Annotated in this window: 11 protein-coding genes and 1 pseudogene; 7 read left to right on the plus strand and 5 right to left on the minus strand. The window is 49.2% G+C overall.

The genetic code is table 11. The annotated features are described in order from the left end of the window. Positions 1-87: 87 nt before the first annotated feature. From LH51_RS10975 to LH51_RS19275, 5 genes are all read left to right on the plus strand, one after another. Positions 88-537: an Lrp/AsnC family transcriptional regulator gene (locus LH51_RS10975; RefSeq protein ID WP_036522194.1), complete on the plus strand. Its 450-nt coding sequence runs from the start codon at positions 88-90 to the stop codon at positions 535-537. 392 nt (positions 538-929) lie between these two features. Next, a complete protein-coding gene (locus LH51_RS10980; RefSeq protein WP_235263673.1) occupies positions 930-1790 on the plus strand; it encodes a PDC sensor domain-containing protein in 861 nt (286 codons plus the stop codon). Positions 1791-2094: 304 nt separating this feature from the next. Next, the gene (locus LH51_RS10985; protein WP_144244254.1) at positions 2095-3018 is read left to right on the plus strand and encodes a PhnD/SsuA/transferrin family substrate-binding protein; all 924 of its coding nucleotides are present in this window, start codon (positions 2095-2097) and stop codon (positions 3016-3018) included. A 17-nt stretch (positions 3019-3035) separates the two neighbouring features. Then, on the plus strand, positions 3036-5120 hold the full coding sequence (locus LH51_RS19270; RefSeq protein WP_160173724.1) for a bifunctional diguanylate cyclase/phosphodiesterase: 2085 nt from the start codon (positions 3036-3038) through the stop codon (positions 5118-5120). Continuing rightward, complete coding sequence (locus tag LH51_RS19275; protein WP_052063692.1) at positions 5081-5785, plus strand: putative bifunctional diguanylate cyclase/phosphodiesterase; 705 nt, start codon at positions 5081-5083, stop codon at positions 5783-5785. The genes LH51_RS19270 and LH51_RS19275 overlap by 40 nt, the downstream gene beginning before the upstream one ends. On the opposite strand, the gene rlmE is transcribed toward LH51_RS19275, so the two are convergent. Then, complete coding sequence (gene rlmE / locus LH51_RS10995) at positions 5748-6401, minus strand: 23S rRNA (uridine(2552)-2'-O)-methyltransferase RlmE (protein WP_052063693.1); 654 nt, start codon at positions 6399-6401, stop codon at positions 5748-5750. The two genes, LH51_RS19275 and rlmE, sit on opposite strands and share 38 nt — an antisense overlap. A gap of 164 nt (positions 6402-6565) precedes the next feature. Here rlmE and LH51_RS11000 point away from each other — a divergent pair, with 164 nt between their 5' ends. Continuing rightward, positions 6566-8185: an NAD(P)/FAD-dependent oxidoreductase gene (locus LH51_RS11000; protein WP_036522199.1), complete on the plus strand. Its 1620-nt coding sequence runs from the start codon at positions 6566-6568 to the stop codon at positions 8183-8185. A gap of 3 nt (positions 8186-8188) precedes the next feature. Beyond that, positions 8189-8911 carry a TrmH family RNA methyltransferase gene (locus tag LH51_RS11005; protein ID WP_036522200.1) on the plus strand — a complete coding sequence of 241 codons (723 nt, stop codon included), beginning with the start codon at positions 8189-8191 and terminating at the stop codon, positions 8909-8911. 7 nt (positions 8912-8918) lie between these two features. Here the strand turns inward: LH51_RS11005 and LH51_RS11010 are convergent, their stop codons facing one another. The 4 genes and pseudogenes from LH51_RS11010 to LH51_RS11025 all read right to left on the minus strand — a co-directional run. Beyond that, entirely contained in the window at positions 8919-9413 is a 495-nt protein-coding gene (locus tag LH51_RS11010; RefSeq protein WP_052063694.1) for a TlpA family protein disulfide reductase, read from the minus strand. Between the two features lie 231 nt (positions 9414-9644). Beyond that, positions 9645-10250 carry a Yip1 family protein gene (locus LH51_RS11015; RefSeq protein WP_036522201.1) on the minus strand — a complete coding sequence of 202 codons (606 nt, stop codon included), beginning with the start codon at positions 10248-10250 and terminating at the stop codon, positions 9645-9647. Positions 10251-10339: 89 nt separating this feature from the next. Then, positions 10340-11259 (minus strand): annotated as a pseudogene (locus LH51_RS11020) (heme o synthase). Next, on the minus strand, positions 11252-12156 hold a 905-nt coding region (locus tag LH51_RS11025; protein ID WP_235263674.1), incomplete at its 5' end, for a COX15/CtaA family protein. The gene LH51_RS11025 and the pseudogene LH51_RS11020, both read right to left, overlap by 8 nt.

Below are 12156 nucleotides of genomic sequence, written 5' to 3' on the forward strand. Positions count from 1 at the left end.
TGTTCCAGCTATACAGGCATGGAAGCACGGAGTATAACGACACTATCCGAGCAAGACTTATCTGAACTGCACCGTGGTGAGTGAATAATGAATATGGACAGAGCCGATTACCAGATCATCAAAGAGCTGCAACAAAACTCCCGGATAACCATAACCGAGCTGGCATTGCGTGTGGGATTATCGAAGACACCCTGCCAGGTGCGCATGCGCAGACTTGAGGAGCAAGGATATATCACCGGCTATACAGCACTTGTGGATCATAGCAAGCTCGACTTGAACCATATTGCGTTCATTCAAGTCACTTTAAACGATACCAGCAGCAAGTCCCTGGCCGCCTTTAATCAAGCTGTATTACAAATCACCGAGGTAGAACAGTGTCATATGATCGCAGGCGGGCACGATTATCTGCTAAAGGTTCGCACGAAAGACATGACAGCCTATAGGATGGTACTGGGAGAAAAAATCTCCGCCTTGCCACACGTACTGCAGACCAGCACCTTTGTTGCCATGGAAAGTATCAAGGATGTAGGAATTTAGCTGATTAGATAATGGCGACCTTATCTAGGAGGCTATCCGAGCAAGTATTTCAGTGAGCCATCAGGTCAATTTGACCATTTTCAGCTTAATACATTTACGAAAGTTATTTTTTTACCCCCTAAAAAAGAGATAAAACAAAGCCAAACCGGCAATAAAAGGCAACATTTCCTTTGCTGATACGCTAGAGTTTTAACGACTTACACGCCGTCATAGGGATGCGAATATAACTACACGGATCCTCCGCCAAGCCGACGCCAAGACAACACACATACATTGTTAATAACAATAAATAACCTAATCAGAGATGTGCAATGAGCACTCAAAACCATATACATTTATTACAGCAATATAACGAATACGAGCACACAATTCAGAGCCTTATGGAGTCGATGATGACTAGTCTTAATGCTCAGGAATTGCTGCGTGATCGCAAAGCGCAGCAGCAGACAGTAAATCACCTCAGTCGCGCATTTCCCTTTGTCGAGCTGATTTACAGCCTGGATTCCCAAGGTGTGCAGTTAATGGACTCAGCCTATAGCCCAACAGTTAGCGACCGCCGCTTCCGCCCACTCGGCAAGGGTAGTGACCGCAGCAAGAGACCCTATATGATTGCAGCTCGCGATCAAGTTGACAGGGTAGTGGTAACACGGCCTTATCTCTCCAGTGCGACCCATAAACTATCTATTTCAGTGGTTCAGCATGTGTTGGATGAGGATGGACAGGACATTGGCTACCTTGTTTTGAATTTCAACATACAGAGGCTGGTAGCCTACCTCAACGGTGATGGGATGCGTTCTCGCTTCCATCCCTGGTTTCAAGGGGTTTATTGCCTGATTGGTTCCATGCTGGTTATAGTATCAACACTACTGCTGTATTCGTCAGTTGAGTCAATGCTGCATATGTTTCAGGACGGTGAGAATATCGCTACAGGTGCCTTCAGTATTGTCATTATGCTTACACTGGGCATGTCTATTTTCGATCTTGGCAAAACCATTCTTGAAGAGGAGGTACTGGTTAGCAAAGATATCCGCCATCACGATACAACTCGTCGGACCATCTCACGATTTGTAGCGGCTATCATCATTGCCGTTTCAATTGAAGCACTACTACTGATGTTCAAGTCGCTGATCAATGAAGTTAATGACGCTCAACTATTAGATGCCATATTAATGCTGTTATCGGCGGTATCAATGATGGTCGGGCTAGGCGTTTACCTTAAACTCAGCCGTGAGAACAAATGCGAAAATGCCTGAATTCCACCCTGCTAAAGACTGATACCTGATATCAAACCTGCAACCCTGTGAGCCTGAGCCACTGCAGCCAGGCTTCCATATCGTGCCGATCAGACAATCGACTCAGATTTATCAATTTAGAGAACATATTTTCAAACACAATAACAAGCCTGGGCTGAGTCAATAGCATTAAGACTGATCACGCGACCTGCTGTTTTACAACACAATTGACCCACACTTCCTGTAAGTGTAAATTATTTAGTTACACACAAATTAAACAAAAGCCTGCTAATCTGACTGCACAAGGCAGGATCCCTTAATCAGGGTGTTTAGAAAAATACAGGTAGCACGTTTGATGCGGCAAACTCTAAATAACCCACAACTTCAACTGCTCCGGCAGTCTCTACAACAGTCAATGATCAAGCTATTGACGCTTTTGGGACTGTGCATCACACCCTGGGTATCGGCGAGTGAGCCTTTACGCATTGCCAGTCTGCCAATGGAAAGTCGTGAACTAACCCTGGCAGCATTTGAGCCTGTTGCCGACTATCTGGAGAAGCAACTGCAACAGCCTGTACAACTGGTTTTTCTGGAATCTAACCAAGAAGTGATTGATGCACTGGATGCGGGGCACCTGGATATAGCCATGCTAGGCCCTCTGCCATTTATCACCCTGAATGCAAAGAACTCACAGATCCATCCCCTGGTATTTTTTCGTGAATCATCGGGTAAGGCGCGCTATCGCTGCAAGCTGGTTGCCTTCGCGGGAGACAAGATTGACATCACTCAACTGCGTAACCGGCGTGTAGCCCTGACGCAGCCCTTATCAACCTGTGGCTATCTGGGCACTAACGCCATACTGCGTTCCCAGGCAGGCCATGATCTGGAACAAACAAACTATGCGTATTACAACACGCATGAAGCGGCTGCCCTTGCCGTGATTGCCGGTCATGCCGATGTGGCCGGTATAAAAGATGCATTTGCCTTCAATTATGCATCACTGGGACTGGAGGTTTTAGCGGCATCTGACTGGGTACCAGCCGTTGGACTGTTTGCTAATGCCGATCAGCTAAGCGATGAGCAAATCGTCAGAATTCGAGACATTCTACTCACAGCACCTGAGCGTGAGTATATTAACTGGGGACATTTTATGCGTTACGGTATGCAGGAGGCTTCCTACACTGACTTCGAGTCCTTGAAGCGCTTTGGTGATCCGGCACTCATTCCACTGAGTTCAGGGTCTGACTAAAGATGCGGATATCACCCTTGTCGCGTATTCGGGTACATGCCGCATTGGCAACACTGGTGGCCATGGTGTTATTCGGCCTGTTCCTGTTTAAGCAACACACTATACAAATACAGCTGTTGGGGGAGCAGCAGGAAATTGCGCTGGATACAGCCTATCGGGCCACGCTGGAAACAACCCGCCGGGACATAGAGTCCCGCTTTCGCTTTCAGGTGATGCAAGCGGATGTACTTGGTCTGGTAGCAAGGGCTCAACACGCTTCTGCACAAGAGCTGCCCATGTTGAGAGGTCAACTCTACCGGCTGCTGGAACCTGTTTATCAGGAGATGCAAGATATAGGGCTGTTACAATTTCAGTTTCACCTTGCAGATGATCGCGTACTGCTTAGATTCCATCAACCGCACAGGTCAGGTGACACCCTTTTCTCCTTACGCCCTTCTATTCGAATCGCAAATACCGAACAGCGTTCAGTGCATGGTTTGGAAATAGGCCGTACAGCGTCTGGATTTCGGTATGTTTTTCCACTTCATCAGGATAATAAACACCTGGGCAGTGTTGAACTGTCGATGCCCTTCAATCACTTGCAAACGCAGATGAACCGATTGCTTGGCAGTGGTGAATTCGCACTGGTATTTGATCAGGATCGGGTATTTTCTACGGTTGATGCAGCCAATCGTGTGTATTATTCCGCATCCATCATACACCCTGGTTTTCTAGTGGAAAATCCGCTATTGGCAACTGCGCAACAAGCGTTCGGCCAATCCGATGCTGCTGTACGTTTACAGCATCAATTACGTGATAACGCCAAGGTACAAAGACTCATGTCCGGTCATAAATCCTTTGCCATCAGCGCAAAAGACGGCGACCAACACTATATGGTCAGCTTTCTGCCAGTGCCTGATTTAACTAATAAAGCTGTAGCTTATGTTATTCGTTTTGAGCCAAGCAATGCCCCCGTACACTTGTTTAACACCCTGGTGAGTAGCTTGTTTGTTGCCGGTTTATTGATACTGCTATTGGGCATTCTGTATTTTTATAATTTACGCCAGCGTCTGCAACTACAAGATGATATTCGCCAACGTCAGGAGACTGAGGCTGAACTGTCGCTTTATGCCAATATTTTTAAAAGCAGCGGTGAGGCGATCATGGTAACCAATCACGAAAACTGCATCACTGAAATCAACCCTTCTTTTTCTCGCCTCACCGGCTATACAGAGAAAGATGTTCTGGGTCGAAGCCCAAGCTTGCTTGCCTCTGGTCATACATCAACCGAAACCTATAAAACGATGTGGGCAGCATTAGGTGAGCAGGATTTTTGGCAAGGAGAGCTGTGGGACAGGCGTAAAGACGGTAGTGTCTACCCCAAATGGACCACTATTTCTGCCATGCGCACTCAAGGCGTTGTCAGTCATTACATAGCCAGCTTCACCAACATCAGTGATCGTAAGGCCGCTGAAGAAAAAATAGAACGCCTGGCCCATCATGATGCACTTACTGGTTTGTTAAACCGCTACAGCCTGGAGTTACGTCTTGAGCAGTCATTACTGATCGCACGGCGGGAGAAACTATTGACTGCGGTTGTTTTTATAGACCTGGATCGTTTCAAAACCATCAATGACTCCCTTGGTCATCAGGTGGGTGACAAATTATTGATTAAAGTAGCCAACAGACTCAAGCAACGTACCCGTGACAGTGATATTGTTTCACGTCAAGGCGGTGATGAATTTGTAGTGGTTCTTACTGGGTTACGCCAAACAAACGATGTTCCCCATGTCATCAACGCTATGCTACTCACGCTGTCTCAACCCTATGTAATTGATCAATACAGTCTTAATTGCACACCCAGCATGGGCGTATCAATCTTCCCTGTCGATGGGGTGGATATGGAAACACTGTTGAAAAACGCCGACACAGCCATGTATCACGCCAAGGAGCAGGGGCGTAATAATGTACAGTACTTTACTGCTGAAATGACCCAAACAGCCAGTGAACGTTTAGCTATCGAGCAGGATTTGCGCCATGCGATCCAAAACAAGGAGTTTGAGCTTTATTACCAGCCACAGGTATGTGCACGCTCACGAACAATAGTCGCGTCGAAGCACTGATACGCTGGCACCATCCTGAACAAGGGTTGATACCCCCTGTACGCTTTATTCCAGTTGCTGAAGAAAGTGGCCTGATTGAAACCATTGGTGCCTGGGTGCTTGAAGAAGCCTGTCGTCAATTAGCCCATTGGCGTGATGAGGGGATCAACAATATTCGCATAGCCATCAATCTCTCATCGCATCAATTGCGTTCAGCCAGTTTAGTTACACTGGTAACCGAGTGTATGCAGCGCTACGCCATTAACACTGATGAACTGGAACTGGAGATTACCGAATCGGTTGCAATGGAAGATCCGGAACACTGTATTAGCCAACTAATAGCACTACGTAATCTGGGAGTCAGCCTGGCCATTGATGACTTTGGCACTGGCTACTCATCCCTGGCCTATCTCAAGCGCCTGCCAATAGATACCCTTAAACTGGACCGTAGTTTTGTCCGTGATATTGAAACCGATCCAAATGATGCCGCCATTAGCAAGGCAACAATTTCTATGGCACACGCGCTGGGGTTAAAAGTTGTCGGTGAGGGCGTAGAGACACAAGGACAAGCCCATTTCCTCGCCAGCATTCATGATTGTGATCTGTTACAGGGTTACCTTTTCGGCAAGCCGGAACCTGCCGATGTCATCATAAAGCGACTAAGGTCTCCAATCTGCTCACTCTAGCCTTTATACCTTTCCCAACCACAAACACTTCTCGCGAGCGCGAGCGCGAGGCGTCAGGTTTACGGATCACCACCGTATCGAAATGCTCGCGCAGCGATTTGATATAGGCATCATAGCCTTCACCATGAAATACCTTGGCGACAAAACTACCTTTTGGTTTCAATACCTGGCAAGCCATATCCAGTGCCAATTCAACCAAATACATGGATGCTGCCTGGTCTGCCGAGGATACGCCACTGATATTCGGCGCCATATCGGAGATCACCACATCTACCGGATCACCGTTTACAGCGGCCATTATCTGATCAAAGACGACCTGCTCAGTGAAGTCACCCTGAATAAACTCCACATCGGCCATGGCATCCATGGGTAGAATATCGGAAGCAATCACTTTCCCTTTTGGCGCCACCAGTTTCGATGCCACCTGTGACCAGCCACCCGGTGCTGAGCCAAGATCCAGCACCAGCATACCGGGCTTGATGAGTTTATCTTTCTCATTGATCCCCAGCAGTTTGTAACTGGCGCGAGAACGATAGCCATCGACCTGCGCCTGTTTTACATAAGGGTCATTGACGTGTTCATCTAACCAACGGTTACTGCTTTTCGAACGGGCCATAGTGCAACTCAAACCAACTGTGGAATTAAAAACCCTATTGTACGTTTCCAGCCTGTCCGCGCCAACGTATCTACAGCAAAAGCCGGACTGACTTTGATGCTGCTGGCAGGTATAATCCGCCTTACATTCGACGCTCAATCTGACCCACCGTCCGGAAACCTGCCATGATTCGCCTTACTGAACTGTCGCTGCCCCTTGATCACCCTGAACCGGCACTGCGCCAGGCAATTGTTGCGCGCCTGCAGCTAAAAGATTCCGAACTTATCGATTTCAGCGTGTTTAAACGCAGCTATGATGCGCGCAAGAAAAATACTGAAATCACCTTCGTGTATATTATTCATCTGACCACCACAGATGACGCCGCTGTGCTGGCTCGATTTAGTAATGATCCACAGGTAAAGGTAGCACCGGATACCCGGTATTACCCGGTTGCCATGGCTCCCGCCAGCCTGACTGAACGACCGGTAGTGATAGGTTTTGGACCTTGTGGTTTATTTGCCGCACTGCTATTGGCGCAAATGGGCTTTAAACCTATCGTGCTGGAACGGGGTCGCAATGTGCGTCAGCGAACCCAGGACACCTGGGCTTTGTGGCGCAAACATCAACTCTCGCCCGAATCCAATGTGCAGTATGGTGAAGGCGGTGCGGGGCTGTTTTCCGACGGTAAACTTTACAGTCAGGTGAAGGACCCCAAGTTTTATGGCCGCAAGGTGATGCAGGAATTCGTCAAGGCAGGTGCACCAGACAATATTCTCTATGTCAGCAAACCGCATATCGGCACTTTCCGTCTGACCAGTGTGGTAGCAAAAATGCGTGCGGAGATCATCGAACTGGGTGGTGAGATACGTTTTGAATCCAGAGTCACTGATATGATCATCGATGCCGGACAAATTCGGGGAGTGGAACTTGCCGATGGCACTCAGATTCCCAGTAATCATGTCGTACTGGCTCTGGGTCATAGTGCCCGTGACACTTTCAGAATGTTGCACCGCAAGCAGGTATTTATAGAACCTAAGCCCTTTGCCATAGGCTTTCGTATCGAACATCCACAATCCATGATCGACAAAGCCCGTCTGGGCAAATACGCCGGTCACGAATCTCTCGGTGCCGCTGACTATAAGCTGATACACCATGCTAAAAATGGCCGTGCTGTGTACAGCTTTTGCATGTGCCCAGGCGGTCAGGTTGTCGCCGCCACCTCGGAAGAAGGCCGAGTGGTGACCAATGGTATGAGTCAATACTCGCGCAAAGAGCGTAATGCCAATGCGGGCATCGTGGTTGGCATTGAACCAGAAAAGGATTTTCCCGGCAGTCCTTTAGCTGGTATTGAGCTGCAGGAAAAGCTCGAAGCCATCGCCTATCAGTTGGGCGGCTGTGATTACAGCGCACCGGCACAACTGGTCGGAGACTTTATCAAAGGCCGCCCATCATCGGCTCTCGGCGAAGTGATCCCCTCTTATCAACCGGGGGTCAAACTCTGTGACCTGGCTGAAGCCCTGCCTGATTATGTGATTGAAGCGATACGTGAAGCCCTGCCTGCGTTTGGCAAAAAAATCCGGGGGTTTGACCGTGAGGATGCAGTACTCACCGGGATAGAATCACGCACCTCCTCCCCCATCCGGATTACGCGGGATGCAAGCAGCCTGCAAAGCCTGAACGTGCGTGGACTCTATCCGGCAGGTGAAGGGGCCGGTTATGCTGGCGGCATTCTATCCGCGGGTATTGATGGTATTAAGGTCGCTGAAGCGCTGGCGCTGGATATCATGTCGCAATCAGAGGCTTGAAGCATGAAACTGGATGCGATCAAAAAATTGCAGCAGAAGAAGTATCGTCAGGAATTTGGCCAGTGCCTGGTGGAGGGTGAACACCTGGTATTGGAGCTGGAAAAAGCGGCTAAAAAGCAAACAGAATTACAAGCCAGTACCCTGCTAGTAACCGAAGACTATGCTGAATGGCCTAGCCTGTTCAACAAGCAGGTCATTAGTAGCAAGCAGATGGCGAGTATTTCAGATACCAAATCTCCCCAAGGCATTCTGGCAATAGTACCCAGCCAAGCGATACAGCCAGTTTATGCAGAAACAGATATCGCTATCTACCTCTATCAGATACAGGATCCAGGCAATCTGGGGACTATTTTGCGTACTTTAGGCTGGTTTGGCGGCTTTCGCTGCCTGCTAAGTCCAGGCAGCGTCGATCCCTTTAATCCCAAGGTGATTCGCGCCAGTATGGGGGCTATTTTTCATGTACCGTTGGAGTTGGATGTTGCACTTGAATCATTGACTGGACGCTTCAATCAAATTGCCTGCCTGGATATGCACGGAGACGCCATAACCTCAGCGGCCTTTCGACACAGCGACTGCTATCTGTTTGGTAATGAGGCCCGGGGTGTACCACGTGAACAGTTAGCGGCACTGCAGGCAAAAGCCTTTACCATTCCAGGTGCCGGACTGATTGAATCACTGAACCTGGCCAGCGCGGTGAACCTCTGTGTTTATGAGCGGCAGCGCTGAGTCCTGATCATTGCAGATAACGTTGTACAAACTGCTGTAGCTGCTCATCATGCAGCTCGCCAGTGTGCTCATTAACCATGCGCCCCTGAGCATCAAAAAACTGTGTAGTTGGCAACCCGCGAACCTGCATGGCCTGTAAAGCCGCTTGTCGTGGATCCAGTAACAAGTGCTCAAAACTCAACCCAGCGTCATCCAGATAGTCACTGATAACATCTACTGTCTCACCCTGATTGATCAGCACCAGCGTTAATCCCTCCTTTTCAGCATAACTTGCCAAAAGCGGCATCTCACGGATACAGGGTGGACACCAGGTCGCCCAAAAATTAATCACCAGGGGTTGCCCCTGAAAATCATGCAGATCCACAGGTTGCCCCTGCAGGTTGGACAGCACCAGTGATTCGGGAAGACTGCGAGACAGATTGGACTGCTGTAACCCCCAGACGACTGCCACACCAAACAACAGCACTGCCGCCACTAATAAAGGTTTAAAATAACGCCGCACAATCCCCCTCACATTGCTGAATGCGCCCGCGGCATATCGCGCTATGGACGGCGCTTATGCAGAAAACGCAGGAGCGGTTTTCTGTCCGTACATCCTGTACATGCGCCGCTCCTGCGCATCCATGCGCTCGCGGCATACCGTACATCCTGTACATAATAAGGCTCTGGTTGAGATTACTCAAACCAGAGCCTTATTGTGCCATAAAACATCCCTTACGGGCGCCGATATAATTCAGGCTGATACAAAACTCGGAGCAACTCCTAAATCCCACAGCACCACAGTAGAGGCCAGCATACTCACCAGCACCACCATACCCACAGTGAGGATCGAAGTGGAAAACATAAAGCCCCTGTCAGCGGGAATATTCATCAACTCGGGTACACCGGAGTAAAGAATATAAACCGTGTAGGCCAGTGCCGCCAGGCCAACACCGACCACAAACCAAAGCATCGGCCACAAGCCGGTAATACCCGCAAGCAGTAACGGCGTGGCCGTACAGGTAGCCAATACCATGCAATGTTCCAGATCAGAATCAGCACCGTAGGTTTTTTCCATCCAGTGAATCACATGGGCGATAAAGGCCACACCTGCCAACAGGGCGATATAAAACACCACAGCAATCATAAAGGCACTGCCCGTTGTCAGTTTGACATACTCGCCTGTACCTATACTCCAGCCCACCTGTGTTGTCCCGATAAAGAAGGATACCGGCGCTATAGCACAGAGCCACAAGAGTGCATGGGTATAGCACTCAATGAAGGTGTAGTTACGCTCGCGAATATTCGTCCAGATACTTTGTTGGTGAAACATAACACCACTGATTTGATGTAGTAACATAGTGTATCTCCTTGGTGGCCAGGCCACCCTTGTTAATCAGATCAAGGATCTGGTTATTATTATTTTTAACAGCATGAACACCTAATTTCTTAGAACACTAATAAGACGTAATGATCCAGTAACAACCAACCAAACAGATATAAAATGTAGCGTATTGAAAACCAGAAGGCAGAAAGAGGCGCCTTGGGATCATTTCCACGCCAAATTTTCCAATTCCAGTACATAAATCGACTATTCAGTAACAGGATACCGAAAAGGTATATCCAGCCACTCATGCCGGTAGCAAATGGCAAGAGTGTCGCCACTACCGTCAGCCAGCCATATAGCCAGATCTGCAAGCGAGTGAAATCAAGACCGTGAGTCACAGGCAGCATGGGCACCCCGGCCTTGGCGTACTCATCACGCTTATGAATAGCCAGTGCCAGAAATGCGGGGGTGTCCATGCAAAAATAATCAAAACCAGCAATAAGGCATCCGGGTTGAGCTGTCCGGTCATGGCGGTCCAGCCCAATAAAGGCGGTGCAGCACCTGCTAACCCACCGATGGTGATATTTTGTGGCGTGGCATATTTAAGAAAAGCCGTGTAAATCACTGCATAACCCAAGAGTGCCATAGCTGTCAGCATGGCTGTCAGTGGATTCACCTCCACCCATAGCAGCATTAATCCGGCCAGGGACAACAGTGAGGCATACACAGCCGCCTGCCAGCCACGAATCCGCCCTTCAGCCACAGGTCGCCGGGAGGTTCTCAACATCAGTTTATCCAGACGCTGATCTAACAAGTGATTGAATGCCGCCGCACCCATCGCTGCCAAACCTATGCCCAGTAAACCTGTCAGTACCAGCAGCATATCGGGTATTCCCTGAACGGCCAGAGCCATACCCACAGCTGCACATACCAGCATTACCAACACAACGCGCGGCTTGCCCAGTTCAAAATAATCCCTGGCGAGGCTCAGGTAGGAGGCCAATTCCTGCTTTGGATGTATAATCAGTTCTGTATTACGCATGAACCACCTTCCTGTAAGAATAAGCCTGAGATGTAGATTCACTAATGCCTAGCGACAAACCGCTACGTAGCAACAGCAACATAAGTAACGCGGCACCGGCGGTATGTAACAGAGCCACCGATAGCGGCAGGGCACTCAGTACCAGAATAATGCCTAATGACACTTGCAGCAGATATGTAACTACAGCAGCCAGCAGCCAGGGACGAGCGCTGGTATGGCGTTTATAGTGCAGCAGCAACACAAACAACCCCAATCCCAGCGCCAGCGCACCCAAACGGTGTGTGTAATGAATTGCAGTGCGGGCACCGGCATGCAACTGGCCATAGAGATAATTGGGACCCACCTCCTGCGTTAAATGAAAACCTTCGTCAAAGTCCATATAGTCAGGCCACCATTCATTGTTACAGGTAGGAAACCCGGTACAGGCGATACCGGCATAGTTGCTTGATGTCCAGCCACCCAAAGCAACCTGAACCACTAATAACAAACCCACCAGACACCAAAGCCCTGGCAGACGTATAGGCCGTTTATCTGCCTGGCGACAGGCTTTAACTCGGTAATGCAGCCAGAAAAATGTCGCCAGCACAGTAAAGCCGCCCAACAGATGCAGGGTGACAACCTGTGGCCAGAGTTGCAGAGTAACCGTCCAGGCACCAAAGGCTCCCTGCAGGCAGATAATTCCCAGTAATACCCAACTGACAATAACGGGGTAGCCCGGGATTTTGCGATTTTTCCACGCCATCCAGACCAGAGCCAATGCCACCAGACCAAGCCCGGAGGCAATATAGCGATGAAACATCTCCATCCAGGCTTTGAAGGGATCAAGGGGTAGATCGGGAGCGAAACCAGCTGCACGTTGTGCATCCGGAACCACCAAGCACCATAACAACCTGGCCA

It is taken from the genome of Nitrincola sp. A-D6, from assembly GCF_000764495.1.
Taxonomy (GTDB): Bacteria; Pseudomonadota; Gammaproteobacteria; order Pseudomonadales; family Balneatricaceae; genus Nitrincola.

What these genes read in the sequence shown, in the direction of transcription:
- LH51_RS10975 (WP_036522194.1), top strand. Translation starts at nt 88, where the DNA reads ATGAATATGGACAGAGCCGATTACCAGATCATCAAAGAGCTGCAACAA.
- LH51_RS10980 (WP_235263673.1), top strand. Translation starts at nt 930, where the DNA reads ATGACTAGTCTTAATGCTCAGGAATTGCTGCGTGATCGCAAAGCGCAG.
- LH51_RS19275 (WP_052063692.1), top strand. Translation starts at nt 5,081, where the DNA reads ATGTGCACGCTCACGAACAATAGTCGCGTCGAAGCACTGATACGCTGG.
- rlmE (WP_052063693.1), bottom strand. Translation starts at nt 6,401, where the DNA reads ATGGCCCGTTCGAAAAGCAGTAACCGTTGGTTAGATGAACACGTCAAT.
- LH51_RS11000 (WP_036522199.1), top strand. Translation starts at nt 6,566, where the DNA reads ATGATTCGCCTTACTGAACTGTCGCTGCCCCTTGATCACCCTGAACCG.
- LH51_RS11005 (WP_036522200.1), top strand. Translation starts at nt 8,189, where the DNA reads ATGAAACTGGATGCGATCAAAAAATTGCAGCAGAAGAAGTATCGTCAG.
- LH51_RS11015 (WP_036522201.1), bottom strand. Translation starts at nt 10,250, where the DNA reads ATGTTACTACATCAAATCAGTGGTGTTATGTTTCACCAACAAAGTATC.